General features: G+C 68.8%; 15 protein-coding genes. 8 read left to right on the forward strand and 7 right to left on the reverse strand.

Annotation, left to right across the window (positions count from 1 at the left end; genetic code table 11):
* Nucleotides 1-2: 2 nt before the first annotated feature.
* The 3 genes from FB475_RS18825 to FB475_RS18835 are packed head-to-tail and all read right to left on the reverse strand — an operon-like array spanning nt 3 to nt 3,838.
* A complete protein-coding gene (locus tag FB475_RS18825) occupies nt 3-1,652 on the reverse strand; it encodes an alpha-amylase family protein (protein WP_141857529.1) in 1,650 nt (549 codons plus the stop codon).
* A 22-nt stretch (nt 1,653-1,674) separates the two neighbouring features.
* Entirely contained in the window at nt 1,675-3,405 is a 1,731-nt protein-coding gene (locus FB475_RS18830) for an MBL fold metallo-hydrolase (protein ID WP_141857530.1), read from the reverse strand.
* Between the two features lie 52 nt (nt 3,406-3,457).
* Complete coding sequence (locus FB475_RS18835) at nt 3,458-3,838, reverse strand: STAS domain-containing protein (protein WP_141857531.1); 381 nt, start codon at nt 3,836-3,838, stop codon at nt 3,458-3,460.
* Between the two features lie 195 nt (nt 3,839-4,033).
* Here FB475_RS18835 and FB475_RS18840 point away from each other — a divergent pair, with 195 nt between their 5' ends.
* Entirely contained in the window at nt 4,034-4,765 is a 732-nt protein-coding gene (locus FB475_RS18840) for a DNA alkylation repair protein (RefSeq protein WP_238332217.1), read from the forward strand.
* A gap of 9 nt (nt 4,766-4,774) precedes the next feature.
* Here FB475_RS18840 and FB475_RS18845 read toward each other — a convergent pair whose 3' ends face one another.
* Together FB475_RS18845 and FB475_RS18850 are read right to left on the reverse strand one after the other, a co-directional pair.
* Nucleotides 4,775-6,247, reverse strand: a complete 1,473-nt coding sequence (locus FB475_RS18845; RefSeq protein ID WP_141857533.1) for an MFS transporter — start codon at nt 6,245-6,247, stop codon at nt 4,775-4,777.
* A gap of 5 nt (nt 6,248-6,252) precedes the next feature.
* Complete coding sequence (locus FB475_RS18850; RefSeq protein ID WP_238332218.1) at nt 6,253-6,963, reverse strand: hypothetical protein; 711 nt, start codon at nt 6,961-6,963, stop codon at nt 6,253-6,255.
* Between the two features lie 220 nt (nt 6,964-7,183).
* Here FB475_RS18850 and FB475_RS18855 point away from each other — a divergent pair, with 220 nt between their 5' ends.
* The 4 genes from FB475_RS18855 to FB475_RS18870 are packed head-to-tail and all read left to right on the forward strand — an operon-like array spanning nt 7,184 to nt 9,948.
* The gene (locus tag FB475_RS18855) at nt 7,184-7,999 is read left to right on the forward strand and encodes a DUF4397 domain-containing protein (protein WP_238332219.1); all 816 of its coding nucleotides are present in this window, start codon (nt 7,184-7,186) and stop codon (nt 7,997-7,999) included.
* Nucleotides 8,000-8,058: 59 nt separating this feature from the next.
* Nucleotides 8,059-8,646, forward strand: a complete 588-nt coding sequence (locus FB475_RS18860; RefSeq protein WP_141857535.1) for a class F sortase — start codon at nt 8,059-8,061, stop codon at nt 8,644-8,646.
* A 24-nt stretch (nt 8,647-8,670) separates the two neighbouring features.
* Complete coding sequence (locus tag FB475_RS18865; RefSeq protein ID WP_141857536.1) at nt 8,671-9,288, forward strand: L-threonylcarbamoyladenylate synthase; 618 nt, start codon at nt 8,671-8,673, stop codon at nt 9,286-9,288.
* 12 nt (nt 9,289-9,300) lie between these two features.
* Nucleotides 9,301-9,948: a nitroreductase family protein gene (locus tag FB475_RS18870; RefSeq protein ID WP_202878362.1), complete on the forward strand. Its 648-nt coding sequence runs from the start codon at nt 9,301-9,303 to the stop codon at nt 9,946-9,948.
* On the opposite strand, the gene FB475_RS18875 is transcribed toward FB475_RS18870, so the two are convergent.
* The gene (locus FB475_RS18875) at nt 9,949-10,440 is read right to left on the reverse strand and encodes a DNA polymerase ligase N-terminal domain-containing protein (RefSeq protein ID WP_141857537.1); all 492 of its coding nucleotides are present in this window, start codon (nt 10,438-10,440) and stop codon (nt 9,949-9,951) included. It abuts the gene before it with no gap.
* 248 nt (nt 10,441-10,688) lie between these two features.
* Here FB475_RS18875 and FB475_RS18880 point away from each other — a divergent pair, with 248 nt between their 5' ends.
* The gene (locus tag FB475_RS18880) at nt 10,689-10,865 is read left to right on the forward strand and encodes a hypothetical protein (RefSeq protein WP_238332220.1); all 177 of its coding nucleotides are present in this window, start codon (nt 10,689-10,691) and stop codon (nt 10,863-10,865) included.
* A gap of 76 nt (nt 10,866-10,941) precedes the next feature.
* Here FB475_RS18880 and FB475_RS18885 read toward each other — a convergent pair whose 3' ends face one another.
* A complete protein-coding gene (locus tag FB475_RS18885) occupies nt 10,942-11,841 on the reverse strand; it encodes a TIGR03564 family F420-dependent LLM class oxidoreductase (RefSeq protein ID WP_141857538.1) in 900 nt (299 codons plus the stop codon).
* Between the two features lie 88 nt (nt 11,842-11,929).
* Here FB475_RS18885 and FB475_RS18890 point away from each other — a divergent pair, with 88 nt between their 5' ends.
* Both FB475_RS18890 and FB475_RS18895 read left to right on the forward strand, forming a co-directional pair.
* Entirely contained in the window at nt 11,930-12,781 is an 852-nt protein-coding gene (locus FB475_RS18890; RefSeq protein ID WP_185759304.1) for a LysR family transcriptional regulator, read from the forward strand.
* Nucleotides 12,782-13,073: 292 nt separating this feature from the next.
* On the forward strand, nt 13,074-15,404 hold the full coding sequence (locus tag FB475_RS18895; protein ID WP_141857540.1) for an MFS transporter: 2,331 nt from the start codon (nt 13,074-13,076) through the stop codon (nt 15,402-15,404).
* Nucleotides 15,405-15,476: the final 72 nt, after the last annotated feature.

The raw sequence follows: 15,476 nt of genomic DNA on the forward strand, positions 1-15,476 counted from the left end.
GTCTAGATGCTCCGTGCCGCCCTGTACCGGCTCCAGGTGTCGTTGACAGCGTCGAAGTCCGCTGCGCGGAAGTCGTACAGGTCGGTGTCGGTACCGTCCACGTAGTACAGCGCAGGCACGCCCAGCGAGTCCTGAATCTCCAGGTAGGCGAGCCATTCCGCATGGCTGGGCATCATCCAGCCATCGGTGTCCACACCAAGCTCTGGTAGTACGGAACGAACCACACCGGCTCGGTAGCTCATGTGACGAGCCACATATCCCGGCTCGGCCGAGTGGTCGTGCAGTACGTCGTTCAGCCGGATCATGTCCGTCACGTCGCGGAACGCCGGGTTCGGGGTGTGCGTGACCACCAGGGCGTCCGGCTTGACCCGCTTCGCGGTGTCGTAGACCAGGCGGAGCTGCTCGTGCAGCAACGCCGTACCCCAGCGAGGCCCGGCATGCCGCAACGATGAACCGGACGGTGTCCGCGCGGTGAAGTCGATCTTGAACCCGTCGGCGTCCAGACCATCGGCCGACAGCATGTACGTGACCGCGTCGGTGATGAGCTCGATGCAGTCCGGGGCCTCTGGGTCGAGCCCGACAGGTGCACCGGACACATCTGTCACGCAGGCGCTGGCCGGGGCGCCCTCCTCGTCCCAGGCCTTCCACCACAGCAGTACCCGCTGCCCGGCCGCGTGCCGAGCCGCAATCCAGCCCTTCAGATCGGTCCACTTCGACGGGTCGGGCCGGCAGGTCGCGTACGACGCCTGCCATTTGTCGTCGATCACTACGGTCTCCGGGACGATCCCCTGCTTGGCCAGAGTCGCCAGGAAGGTGTCGTAGTTGGCCTGAGTCGCCAGCGGTTGCGGCGGCTGATCCGTCCGAACCCCCAACGCACACTGAGCACCCCAGCCGCAGAAGATCGTCCCGGACCACCACTCCGGTCGCTCAGCCGGACGTGGGGGCACGGCGCCTGCCTCGTCCAGCAACGCGCGGTGCCGCACCAGCACGTCCTCCGGCGAGCTACCACCCAGCTGGACGACGAGCAGCGGCGTCGTGAACGTACCGTCGACCGCGGTCTGGCCCTCGTAGTCCAGCTGCAGACTGAACCCCGCAGTCACCGGCCGGTAGTGGTAGCTGGTGAAGTTCTGTTCCGCGATCGGAGCGACCAGGCTGAAGCCGATCCACTCCGCGGCGTCGGCCGTCGCCGCGAAGCACCACGGAGCCGGAGTGAACAACCAGCGCTCGATCCCCGGCTCGCCACCCTCACCGCAGACACTGATCGTCGCCGGCTCGACCGCCTCCCGGACGACCCGGGTCGGATGGTCCGGATTGGGCGAGTACACCTTCTGCAGCCCCGAGCCGCTCGGCAGAAACCCACGAGGAGTACGGCGGCCGCCCAGCAGATGGACGTCGGTCAACCGGCCCTGACCGGTCACCGTCGTCTGCGTCTCGATCCGGTCCGGCAGGAACCGCGTGGTCGTCACCCTGCTCTCCCAGGCCGAACTGCGGGCGGTCGCTGTCCACACGCCGGCAGCCGGCGACTCGACCACCAGCGAGGCGCTCTCGTCGAGCCCGCCGATCGTGTCGAGGGACGCGAACAGCCGCAGCCGGAACAGCTCCTGTCCGTGCCGGCTGACGGTGGCGAACGCCTTCTGGAGGTCAACGTCCACGGAGTAGTCCACAGGGTTCCTCTCAGGAAAGGTGTACGTCGATGAGCGCCTCGGCCAGCTGACCGAGGTAGAGGCCGTCCCGCGTGATCCCGGCCGCGATGCGCGCCCGGCGTACCGGTTGATCCACCCGCGGGATCACCACGAACTCTCTGGCGTCGACGCGGCGGCACTCCCACCCCGCCGGCACCACGAGATCGGCCGGCACGCTGACCTGCACGGTGAACGGCTGCCCGTTCACCGCGTCGATCCGGTACGGCGAGATCCGCACGGGACCCGTGAAGACCGGGTCGGACGGTGGCAGCAGTGCCCGGTGCGCCCGGGCGACCTCGTCTCCCAGCCGGGTCAACTCGTCGAGGTACGGCGGAGTCACGGGCAGCGGGTCCCAGTGCCCGGAGATCATCAGCTCGGGCTGCAGCCGCTGGTAGAGCGCAGCGGACGCCGCGTAGTCGTCCGCGGCGAAGGCGTTCGCGTACTGGAAGTTCGGGATCTCGGCGACACCGTCAGGTGACCAGGTGCCGGTCTGCTGATCGCCGGTCGCCAGTACTCGTCGACCGTCCGCTTCGAACTCGATGGCGGAGGCGTAGAGCGTGTGACCGGGCAACGCATGCATGGACAGCTCGTACTCGCGCCAGCGGATCCCGGCGCCGTTCTCGATGTGTCGCGCGCACGGGATCGGCTCGTACCAGAGACAGGGCAGGTCGTAGTGCGTCGGGTTCTCCAGGACGTGTGCGACCGGAGCAGAGGCCCACACCTCGGTGCCGTGTACCTCGCGCAGCAGGTTGAAGGCGGCGACGTGGTCGTCGTGGTAGTGCGTCGGGATCGCGACCTCGACGCGCTCGATGCCGTAGTCCCGGTGCAGTGCGCGCAGACTCGGCAGCCACGGCCGGACGACGTGGCGCGGACCACCGGTCGGGATGTTGGTGGTCAGGTCGTAGCCGTAGTCGATCAGCAGTGCCGTACCGGAGTCGCTCAGCAGCGCGTAGCTCCGAGACTCGCTGGTGCGGTTCATCAGCAGGTGCGGGCTGAGCGCGACGTACGGATCCTCGAGCTTGTCGAGCAGCCCGTACGGTGTCCCGAGCCGTACGGTCATCAGGTCCTGCAGCGCCGCACAGGTCGACTTCACGGCGGTCGACGGATCGTCCATCCGGATGCCGTGGCTGGGCAACAAAGCCCGTGGCTGGTGGTCCAGCAGTTGTACGAGCGACGCCATCGTCATCGCTGCGCCCTCGAGACCGACGTACGACCACTGCAGCGCCGCGGCCGACCACACCTTCCCCGGACTGTGGATGAGGTCACCGGTGAACGCGTAGCCGTCGATGAGATAGCTCACGCTGCCCGGGGTGTGGCCAGGTGTCGGCAGTGTCTGCACCGACAGATGGCCGATCTCCGAGGTGCTGTAGTCCTTCATCACACCGGCGACCGGGACCGACGAGAGTAAAGAGAAGCGGTCCGTGTGCAGATCGTAGTTGTTGGTGAGATTCCGTCGCTGCCAGTGATGGTCGGCGTCCGCGATCAGCTCGGCCTCGTTCTCCGGCACCCAGATCCGTGTCCCGCTGGCTGCCAGCAACGGCAGTCCCTCGACCTGGTCACGGTGGTGATGGGTGACGAGTACGTCGGTCACCACGTCCACGCCGTACGACGCCAACTGCTCGAGCCAGCGCCCGCTGCCGGCGTCGATCGCCACGGCGGACCGGGTCGCCGGGTCGGCCAGGAGGTACACCAGGCAGGTGTCCTCGATGGTGTGCACAATCACGGAGGCACCCTACGTGCACACCTGGAATCGATTCCACTCCGGCCGGAGCCGGTCACCGATCGGCGAGCGCCTCCGTGACCGTGCCGTAGATCCGGAACTGCCCGCCGAGACCGGTGACGGTGAGCGGGCGGTCGACCGGGCGGCCGACGCCGACCAGGGCCAGCGTGATGTTGTGCCGGCCCGCCAGGTTGCGGGCCTCGACCAGGTTGCCGAGGCCGGCCGAGCTGCAGAACGTGACGGCGGACACGTCGATCAGCACCAGCCGGGCCGGCGGTGCGACCGCGGCCCGGATCGCCTCGGCGGCGAACTCGGTGCTGGCGATGTCGATCTCACCGGACATCCGGATCAGCAGTACGCCGGGCTCGAGTTCGTCGGTGACCGCGTCGAACGTGGTCTTGATCATGCCGTCCCGCGGCTCGGGAATGCTGGTCACGCGGGTTTCTCCCCCGGGTAGCGCCACGAACGCGGGTCCTGGCGGAACGGAACTGCCCTGCCCCCACACCGTATGCCTGATCGCGCAGGCGTCACAACGGTTCCGTTAACGATGACCCCGGAGCGTGACCTCGCCCGGATGTAAGCGCTGTCAGCGATGTCGGAGTCAAGCAAACCGATGATAGACAAGGCGCTTGTGGACACGAAGCAACTGCTCGCCGAGGTTGACGCGGCGGCCGACCCGACGACGGCGGTGATCCTCTCGCGCTACTTCAAGCTCGGGCCGGGTGAGTACGGTCACGGCGACCGGATGATCGGCGTGAAGCTGTCCACGATCCGCGGCATCCTCAAGCCGTACCTGCGCGCCGGGCTCCCGCTCGACGAGCTCGAGCAGGCGCTGACCAGCCCGATCCACGAGCACCGCCTGACCGTCCTGTGCCTGCTGGCCGACCGCGCGACACAAGCCCTCAAGCCTCGTACGGCGAACCCGGCCGAGCTGCACGCGTTGTACGAGATCTACCTGCGCGGTACGCCGTACATCAACAACTGGGACCTCGTCGACTGCAGCGCACCGCAGATCGTCGGCGGGTACCTTCTCGACAAGCCGCGCGACCCGCTCTACGAGCTCGTCCGCTCGACGTCGCTGTGGGAACGGCGGATCGCCCTGGTCGCCACGCAGTACCTGATCAACCGCGACCAGACTGCCGACACGTACAAGCTGTCCGCCGAGGTGCTCGGGGACCGGGAGGACCTGATCCACAAGGCGTCCGGGTGGATGCTCCGCGAGGCCGGCAAGCGCGTCGACGAGGCCGAGCTGCGCGCGTTCCTCGACGAGTACGCCACCCGGATGCCGCGCACGATGCTGCGGTACGCGATCGAACGACTGGACCCGGACAGCCGCAAGCACTACCTGGCCTTGCGGCGATAAGTCGACAAATCAGTTCGATGTCCGGCTGTACGGCGGAGCCTCGAGCGCGCAGTGCACGTGATGGTCGACACGATGGACCCGCCGCGGCGTGCCGCGCTCGCCGAGGGTGAACCAGGCGATCGCGCCACCGGCCGCGGCCAGCACCGCGGAGATGATCAGCGCGTTGCCGAATCCGTTGTGGAAGGCAACGGGATTGCGGTACGAGTCCCCGGTGATGCCGGCCGCCATCGGGATCGCCGCGACCGCCATCAGCTGGGCCGACCGCGCGACCGCGTTGTTCACGCCGGACGCGATCCCGGCGTGATGGTCCTCGACCGAGGACAGCACGGTCGCGGTCAGCGGCGCGACGGTTGCGACGAGTCCGAGCCCGAGGAGTACGACGCCGGGCAGTACGGCGGTGACGTAGCTCGAATCGGCGTCGATCCGCAGCATCAACAGGAAGCCTCCGGCCATCAGCACCGGGCCGACCGTCATCGGGATCCGCGCGCCGATCCGGTCCGCCAGGCCGCCGGCGTACCCGGACAGGAAGAACATCAGGAACGTCATCGGCAGCAACGACGCGCCTGCCCAGAGCGCCGAGTAATGCAGTGCGGTCTGCAGATAGACCACGACCAGGAAGGTCGCCGTACCGAGTGCGCCGTACACGACGACCGTGACCAGGTTCGCGCCGGTGAAGCGGCGGTTGGCGAAGATGTTCAGCGGCAGCATCGGATGCGTGCCGCGCCGTTCGGCCACGACGAAGGCGGCGAACGCGACAACCCCGATCGCCAGACTGGTGACGACCATCGGGTCGCCGAAGCCGTGGTCGCCCGCGCTGATCAGGCCGTACGTGAGCCCCGCCAGGCCGACCGTGGCCAGGATCGCGCCGTTGAAGTCGAGCTTGCCGGCGGCCTCCTCGTCGCGAGTCTCGGGGACGTGTCGCAGCGTGACCAGGACGGTGACGAGTGCGATCGGTGCGTTGATCAGGAAGATCAGCTGCCAGTACCCGCTGTCGACCAGCGTGCCGCCGACGAACGGGCCGACCGCGGCGGCCACCGAGGTCAGCCCGGACCAGGTGCCGACCGCTTTGCCGCGATCGGAGTGCTGGAACGTGGTCTGCAGGATCGCCAGGCTGCCCGGCGTCAGCAGCGCACCGCCGATGCCCTGCAGGACGCGGCCCGCGATCATCACCTCCAGGTTCGGCGCGAACGCGCAGACGACCGACGCGGCCGCGAACCAGATCACCCCGACCACGAACGTCCGCCGCCGTCCGAGCCGGTCGCCGAGCGAACCGCTGAGCAGGACCAGCGAGGCGAGCATCAGCATGTACCCGTTCACGATCCACTGAAGGCCGGCCATGCCCGCGTCGAGGTCCCGGCCCATCGCCGGCAGCGCGACGTTGACGACCGTGCCGTCGAGGAACGCCATGCCCGACCCGAGCGCCGTCGCGGCCAGCACCCACCGGCCGCGGGGCGTACCCAGGGCAATCCGCTCATCACTCATGTAGGTCAGCGTGGCAGATCGAGTTGCAGTACCACGAGGGCCTTGGCGGCCGGGATGTCCGGCCTGACCATCAGGTGGGGTGGATCGCCCACCGCGCAGCGCGGTTCGCTCAGCAGCGGGCAGACCGCGTTGAGCAGGCCGCTGGTCACGGTGATGGTTGTCGGCAGCGAGCCGTCGGTGTTCGCGGTCAGCGGCCGGATCGCCGCGCCGGCGCGGTTCGTCGCCGACGGCGAGGCGAACACCGTGGAGCCGGACAGCCGGTACGTCAGTTGGAGTTCGGCGGCCGCCACGGTCAAGGGGATCAGGTCGGCCCCGGGCACGCTGGTGGTCTCGAGCGGTACGGACTGGTCGTCGGCGACCACCTTGAGGTTGGTCACCTGCGGCTTGGTCGGCGCCATCATCCCGGGCAGTTGGTCACCGGAGGCGGGCAGCTGCAACTGCAACATGTCGGTCGGGCGCGGCAGCAGCACCCGCTCGGTGATGTCGAACGACCCGTCGCTGTGCGGTACGACGGTCAACTCGACGCCCGGCTTCGTCTGCGGGCTCGTAGTGGTCCCGGACGCAGGCCCGGTCGGGCGCACGGTGCCCAGACCGGGACTCGGTGCGGTCGGTCCGGGCGTGTTCGCTGAACAGGCCACGGTCGCGCTGTACCCCAGCACCAGCGCGACCGTGGCCAGGTACCAGGCCCGCTCGTGCACCCCCGATGTCACCCCCACGTAGACGGACCGGGGCCACCTTTTGCAAGATCGATTCGTCCTCTGGCGGCCGGGTCGAGCAGGTGTTTAGGATACGCCTGAATTCGTGGGTACGGACAATTATGGCGGTATTTTCCGGTGCACGAAGAGGGGGAGACAAATGCGGAGACGGAGTGTGTCCGAGCAATTCCGCGCGGTATGCGGGAATTTATCGAGAATTCCCGGTCCGGTAATTCGAAGAGTGCTGCCGCTGCTACTCGCGGCGATGGTCGCGGCGGCACCCGTGATGTTCAGCGCGCCCGCGGAGGCGGCCGCCGGCGCCAATCTGTACTTCGTCCAGGGCCTGCCCGGGAAGACGTTGGACATCAGCGTGGACGGGCGTCAGGTCGCTGCCGGTGTGGCGGGTGGCAAGCTGGTCGGGCCGTTCGCGGTGGCGGCCGGGAAACGGATGATCACCGCGAAGCAGGGCAGCCAGACGGTGATCCAGCGGGAAGTGACGGCCGCGGCCGGGGCGAGCCTGGACGTGGTCATTCATCAGCCGGTGTCGCCGAGTGGCGCGCCGCTGTTGACGACGTACCCGAACAAACTCACCGCGGTACCGAAGGACAAGGCCGGTTTGCGGGTCGCGCATGACGCGGCGGTAGGTCCGGCCGACATCCGGGTGAACGGAAAGGTCCTTTTCCAGAACGTCGCGAACGGGGAATCACTCGACGTGGTGGTTCCGGCCGCGACCTACAAGGTGGAGATCGTGCCGACCGGCGCGACCTCGCCGGTGGTGCTCGGGCCGCTCGACCTGCCGGTGAAGGCCGGTTACCTGACCCGGGTGTTCGCGATCGGTGCGCCGAGCCAGAAGACGATGACGGTCGCGCTCGGCACGATCAAGGTGCCGGCGTCCGGGTCGGACAAGCCCGGTGTGGTGAACACCGGAACCGGTGGACAGGCGGCAGGGCTCAACCAGGTGCAGAGCCCCGCTGATCAGTCCGGACTGTGGATCCTGGCATTCCTCGCGCTGCTCGGGATCGTGGTCGTGACGGGGCGGAAGGTGGTACGTCGCTGAAGCAAGGGCTCCTGGGTACGGCGCTGTGCTGTCTCGCCCTGGCCGGGTGCTCGGCCGGGGTGGGCAGCGCCGCGCCCGCACCCACGACCACGTTCGGCTTCGCGACCACCGGTACGCCGTCCGTCCCGCAGCCGAGTACGCCGCGCACCGCGCCGCCGGGCGGGATCGGTACACCCGCGCCCAGCCAGCGGATCCGGTTCGTACCGGAGCAGGTCGTGCTGCCCGGTGGCGCGAACGCATCGGTGCTCACGGCAACTACCGTGAACGGTCAGCTGCAGGTGCCGGCGAAGGCGCAGAACGTCGGCTGGTGGGACGGCGGCGCCGAGGCCGGAGATCCGTACGGCTCGGTCGTGCTGGCCGGTCACATCGACACGAAGACCCAGGGCCTCGGGTTCTTCGCCCGGTTGCTCGACGTACGAGTCGGTGAGGTCGTCGTACTACGCGGCTCCGGCCACGTGGCGTCGTACCGGGTCACCTCGATCGCCTCCGTGCGCAAGGACGCCCTCGCCACGAAGAGCGGCGCCTTCGACCAGACGACCGCCCACCGCCTCGTCCTGATCACCTGCACCGGCGCCTACAACCGCTCCCAAGGCGGCTACCAGGACAACCTGGTGGTGACCGCCGCACCGATCGGCCTGGCGCAGTGAGGGCATGCCCTAAGCTCGGCCGTCATGGCCAGGTATTTCGATATCCATCCGGAGAACCCTCAGCGGCGGTCGATCGGGCAGGTGGTGGAGCTGCTGCGGGCGGACGGGTTGATCGCGTACCCGACCGACTCCTGCTACGCGCTCGGCTGCCAGCTGGGGAACCGGGACGGGATCGACCGGATCCGGACGATCCGGCAGCTGGACGACCGGCACCACTTCACGCTGGTGTGCGAGAACTTCGCGCAACTCGGGCAGTTCGTGCACATCAGCAACGCGGTGTTCCGGTCGATCAAGGCGGCCACGCCGGGCAGCTACACGTTCATCCTGCCGGCCACCAAGGAGGTGCCGCGGCGACTGCTGCACCCGAAGAAGAAGACGGTCGGCGTGCGCATCCCGGACCACGTCGTCACCCAGGCGCTGGTCGCCGAGCTCGGTGAGCCGCTGGTCTCCAGCACGCTGCTGCTCCCCGGCCACGAGGAGCCGATGACGCAGGGCTGGGAGATCAAGGAAGAGCTCGACAACCAGATCGACGCCGTCATCGAGGGCGACGTCGGCATCGAACCCACGACCGTGATCGACTTCTCCGACGATGCCCCCGAGGTGGTCCGCGTCGGCGCGGGCGACCCGGCTCCGTTCGAATGAGAGCATCGACCGGTGACGTACACACTCGACCTGAACCCCGATGAGCTGCTGACCACCACCCGGACCGTTCGGAAGCGACTGGATCTCGAGCGGGCGGTACCGCTGGAGGTGGTCAAGGAATGCATCGAGATCGCGCTGCAGGCGCCGTCGGGGAGCAATCGGCAGACGTGGCACTGGGTGGTGATCACGGACGCCGAGAAGCGTGCCGCGGTCGGGGAGTACTACCGGCGGGCTGTGGAGAAGTACCTCGAGGGCCCCGGCGCGGCCGGGAAGCTGTACGCCGACGACCCGGTCCGCGGGCCGATCCAGCGCCGCATCGGAGACGGCGTCGCGTACCTGGGTGAGCGGATGGGCCAGGTGCCCGTGCTGGTCATCCCGTGCCTGCAGGCGGCCAAGCTGTCCGCCGGGAACCAGTCCGGGTTGTGGGGCTCGATCTTGCCGTCCGCGTGGAGCTACATGCTCGCGGCCCGCGCCCGCGGCCTCGGTACCGCGTGGACGACGCTGCACCTCACGTACGAACAGGAAGTCCAGGAGCTGCTCGGGCTGCCCGAGGACATCCGCCAGACGGTGCTGATCCCCACCGCGTACTCGATCGGGACCGATTTCAAGCCGGCACCGCGCCAGCCGCTGGACGACGTACTGCACATCGACGGCTGGTGATCAGGAGGCGGCCATCTCCTCGATGGTGAGGCCGCTCAGCACGGACCGCGGCTCGGTGACGGTCAGGTCGAGTCCGGGATCGGCGTCCGCGTCCTTCACCTTGACCAGCAGCCAGTCGCCGTTGGTCCGGGTGAACGCCCAGGCGCCGTTCAACTTGACGCCGTGCAGTTGCACCTTCAAGTGTCCGCGTTCGATCGCCTCCGCCGGGTCGATGAGCCGGCGCCGGTCGTCGCGGGTGAGGTTCGTGTAGACGCCGGCGTCCCAGACGATCACCGCACCGCTGCCGTACTGCGCGTCCCGGTGCACGCCCTCGTACGACGCGTACTCGAGATCGTGGTCGGTGGTGAACACAGCCAGCCGCTTCACGATCGGATCCAGCGAGGGCCCCCGCGGCACCGCCCACGACTTGAGCACCCCATCCACCTCCAACCGCACGTCGTAATGCAACCGCCTGGCATCGTGCAGTTGCACCACGAAGATGGGACTGGTCACGTGGCCTCCCGTCCTGGACTGAGGAGCGCAGGGAGCGTAGCGACTGGAGCGACGAGGGAAGGACGGGAGTCACAGCCACGTGACCCGCCGCGACGGAGTCGCGGCATCAGTGCAGACATGAGGCTCCGTACGATTTCGAGTTACGGCTAACGGTCGGTCATCTTGCGGTTGTAGGCTTGCGTCTGGTTGGGAAGCCAGCCCCTCAAACCTCCTCTTCCATCATCCGCCCCTGTCCCGAAGCAGGTGCCATGCCCGTAGCCCCTTCCCCGGCGCGGCCGATCGCCGTGCAGATCCTGATCGGCGGCCGCTGGATCGCCGGCCAGGAGCTGGGCCGCCGGACCGGGACGGCCGGGACCGACGAAGTTCTCGTCAGTCACCACGGCCATCTCGTCTGGGTCGACCACAGCTCGGTCCGCTCCTCCTGACCGCTGAAAACCCTTTCCCTAAAGGGTTTCAGCAAAAGCTTTCGCAACCAGGTTACCGATCACGACGCCCGGTCAGTTACACGTAGTCGAGCGCGAACCTGACGGTGCGCCGCAGCTCCGCGTCGGTGCCGACCGGGCAGAAGAGGAACTCCGTCGTACCCGCGTCCTTGTACTGCTGGAGCTGCCTGGCCACCGCCTCCTCGTCGCCGACCACCGCGGTGTCCTCCGGCCCCGCGTTGCCGCCACGATCAAGGATGGCGCGGTACGCCGGCATCGAACCGGCGGCGCCGTAGTGGTCCCGGATCCAGCCGCGGGTGGCGTCCGGGTCGTCGGTGACCGCGACGCAGGTGCCCGCGACGACCTGCGGCTCCGGGCGGCCCGCGGCGGCTGCGGCCCGGTCGAGCGTGGGGCGGATGAAGCCCTCGATCACCTGCGGGGTTGCCCAGCTGGTCGTCGTACCGGCGGTCAGCTCGCCGGCGGTCCTGAGCATCCGCGGGCCGAGGGCCGCCAGGATGAGTTCGGGTGCCTCCGTTCCGGGGATGGTGACCTGGCCGCGGGCGGTCACCCGCTCACCCGCGTACTCGGCCGGCTCACCCGTGAGCAGCGGGCCGAGCGCTTCGACGTACTCGCGGACGTACGCAGCGGGGCGGTCCATCGACAGGCCGAGCATGCCCTCGACCAGGTGCGGGTGGCCCGAGCCGAGCCCGACCGTCAGCCGGTTGCCGATCAGCGCCTGCACACTGAGCGCCTGCGCAGCGAGCGCGAGTGGATGCCGCGGGTACACCGGCGCGACGCCGACCGCGTACCCGATCGTCGTGGTGTACGGCGCGACGCCCGCGATCAGCGTCAGCGCGTCCCAGCCGAGCCGCTGGCTGAACCAGATCCGGTCGATGCCGGCGTCCTCGGCGGCCTTCGCGGCGGCGCCGAGCTCGTCGATGGTCTTGCCTTCTTCGTCGATCCACAGTCCGATCCTCATGTCGACCAGTGAACGGTTGATCGGACCGCCGACCCAGACGCAGTTACGCTGTGCAGCGATAAGGAATCGTGATCGCCGGGGGTGCCCGATGGAGCTGCGGCAACTGCGGTACTTCGTCACGGTCGCCGAGGAACTGCACTTCGGCCGGGCTGCCGAACGACTGAACATCGTCCAGCCCGCGGTCAGCCAGCAGGTCGCCCGGCTGGAACGCGAACTCGGCCTGCAACTCCTCGACCGCTCCTCTCGCCACGTCCGCCTCACCGGCGACGGCGAACGCATGCTGCACGAAGCGCGCGCGGTCCTGGCCGCCGCCGACCGGGCGACAGAAGTAGCCGCCGCCCTGGCCGCCGGCACATCCGGCGTCCTGCGCATCGGCACCGCTCCCGGCCTCCGCGACCGCCTGGAACGAGGCCTGACCGGCCTTCGAAAGCAAACGCCGGACCTTGCCGTCCAACTCAGTTCTGGGACCACGGCTGAGCATCTGGCCGCGCTGCGTTCGGGGGAGTTGGACGTCGCGTTCGTCCGCGGCGAGGTGGTGGCCGCCGACGTACAGGTGACCGAGCTGTGGCGCGACCCGCTCTCGGTGCTGGTACCAACCGCGTACCGCGCGGACGACGGGGTGAAGCTGATCGACCTCGCCGCCCTGCCGCTGCGGTTGCCCGACGACGCGTGGCTGCGCGACCACCTGGTGGCCGCATGCCGGGACGCCGGGTTCGAGCCGGTCCTCGGGCGGCCGATCGACGACTTCGAGGCGGCGGTCGTGGAGATGTCGACCGGCTCGCCGGCCTGGACGGTCGTGTACGGGACTGCCTGTGAAGCCGCTGAAGGTGCCTTGTGGATGGGACTGCTCAATCCACCCAGAACTGCCCCGGGGAATCTGCTGACCTTGGCGGGCCGGTCCCCGGAGTGCCTGCGGGAGCTGATCGAGGCGTTCAGGTGAGAAGGTCTCCGGCGGGCCCTGACAGCTCCGCCGGAGACCGGGGGGTGTTGATTACTCAACAAGCACCGGATCGTACGGCGGAAATCGCCTTCCGAGGAGCCCTCGTCTCATAATTCATCCGACAAGCATTTGATGCCTCCCGGTGACGAGTTGCTGACGGCGCGGGATTAAAGTTGGGAGTTGCAACCAAATATCGGGCTGGGTGAGGATCCCAAGTCAGCCGTTTCCGCCCCGGGACAGTGCGTACCGCGCTGCCCCGGTCGACGCGTCCCGCCGTACGAAACGGAAGCTGATGTCTGCCACCCAGACCACGCACTACCGCTCCAGGTTCGCCGATCCGGAGGAGCCTGCACCGGCCGCGCCACCGGCTGCCGCGGCCGGCAATCCCGAGCTCTCGCACCGGGAGATCCTGGAGATCCTCGCCGGGCTGCTCGCGGCGCTGTTCACCGCGGTGCTCAGCTCGACGATCGTCAGCAATGCGCTGCCGACGATCATCGCGGACCTGGAAGGAACCCAGACGCAGTACACCTGGGTCGTCACCGCCAGCCTGCTCGCGATGACCGTCTCCACGCCGGTGTGGGGCAAGCTGTCCGACCTGATCAGCAAGAAGCTGCTGGTCCAGCTCGCGATCGTCACGTTCGTGATCGGCTCGATGCTGGCCGGCGCCTCGCAGAACGTACCGTTCCTGATCGGCGCCCGGGTCCTGCAGGGCCTCGCGATGGGCGGGCTGATGGCGCTCGCGCAGGCGATCGTCGGTGCGGCGATCCCGCCCCGCTCACGCGGCCGGTACTCCGGCTACATGGGCGCGGTGATGGCGCTGGCCACGGTGAGTGGTCCGCTCGTCGGCGGTGTCATCGTCGACACCTCGTGGCTGGGGTGGCGCTGGTGTTTCTACGTCTGCGTACCGCTCGCCGTGGTGTCGCTGATCGTGCTGCAGAAGTTCCTGCACCTGCCGGTCGTGAAGCGGCGCGTCCGGATGGACTACCTCGGAGCGATCCTGATCGCGGGCGCGGCCAGCCTGCCGCTGATCTGGGTGTCGTTCGCGGGCGAGCACTTCCCGTGGTGGTCGTGGCAGACCGGTGCGTACCTCGGCGGTACGGCGGTGCTCGCGATCCTGGCCGTCGTCGTCGAGACGCGCGCGGCCGAGCCACTGGTACCGGTACGGGTCGTGCGCGAGCGGACGACAGCGCTGGCGATCCTCGCGAGCCTCTCGGTGGGACTCGCGATGTTCGGCAGCGCGGTGTTCCTCGGCCAGTACTTCCAGGTCGCCCGCGGGTACAGCGCGACCGAAGCGGGGTTGCTGACGATCCCGATGATGTTCGGGTCGTTCCTCGGGTCGGTGGGGTCGGGTCAGCTGATCACCCGGTTCGGGAAGTGGAAGCGGTACCTGGTCATCGGCGGGCTGTTCCTGACCGCGGGCCTCGGCGTACTCGGCACGATCGACCACGAGTCGCCGTACTGGTACGTCGGGCTGGGGATGCTCGGGATGGGCATCGGCATGGGCATGACGATGCAGAACCTGGTACTCGCGGTGCAGAACACCGTCGACGTCAGCGAGGTCGGGGCGGCCTCGGCGACGGTCACGTTCTTCCGCAGCCTGGGTGGTGCGGTCGGGGTGTCGGTGCTCGGCGCGGTCCTGGCGACACGGGTGACCGACCTGATCACCGAGCACCTTCGCGCCCTCGGCCCGGCCGCTGTCGCCGCTGCCCAGGGCGGGTCGGGCAGCGTCCTCGACGTGAACGCGCTGCCGGCTCCGGTGCAGGAGATCGTGCGGCACGCGTACGGCGACGCCACCGGACGGATCTTCATCATCGCCGCCGGCGCCGCCGTGGTCAGCCTGCTCGCTATGTTGTTCATCCGTGAGGTCCCGCTGCGCCGTACGGTCGCGATAGGGGCATCGGAGGAAGCCTCGTCGGAGGGGCCGGTGCGCGAAACCGTTCCGGACGACCCTGCTGAGCGGGCGGCCGTGATCGCGCTGGACGTGATCACGTCGGCCGAACGTACGGCCCGGGAACGTGAGCGCGAGGCCAGCGAGCGGGTACAGGCCGCGGCGAACACGATCCGGCAGATGCGGACCGACGTCGCGGACCTGTTCACCCGGGTCGACCAGCAGATCGCGGAGCTCGAGAGCAGCCTGCCTGTTGCGGAGATCCCGCAGCCGGTCGCCACGATCCTGGACGCGCAGCGCCCGGCGGGTGAGCTGGTCGACGAGCTGCGCAGGTACGAACTGAGCGTCCTCAGTGCCAGCCAACGCACAGCCGACCACCTCCGCGAAACGGCACGCAACGACGCCGAGGCCGTCCGCTCGACTGCCCAGGCCGACGCCGAGAACTTCCGTACGGCAGCCCGCACCGAGGCCGAGAACCTGCTGGCCGAGGCTCGCGCCGAGGAACAGGAGATCCGCAGCCGCATCGCCGAGCTCGAAGCCGTCGAACGCCGCCTGCTCGGCACCATCCGCGACAACCTCTCCGACACTCCCGCTCCGCCTGCCGCTCCGGCGCCATCGGCCCACCCGGACGGGCGGCCCGCGCACGCACCCAGCACCCACCAGACCCATGCCCCCACCCACACCACCGGCAACGGTTACCCGGAAGAACACCAGCACCGCCAGCCCTTCGGCTGATCAGCCTGTTCTCGCCACCCACCCAGCGGCTGTCGGGGGTGGGTGGCAGGATTTGGGTACTGCCGGGTGTGA

It is taken from the genome of Kribbella jejuensis, from assembly GCF_006715085.1.
Classification (GTDB): domain Bacteria; phylum Actinomycetota; class Actinomycetes; order Propionibacteriales; family Kribbellaceae; genus Kribbella; species Kribbella jejuensis.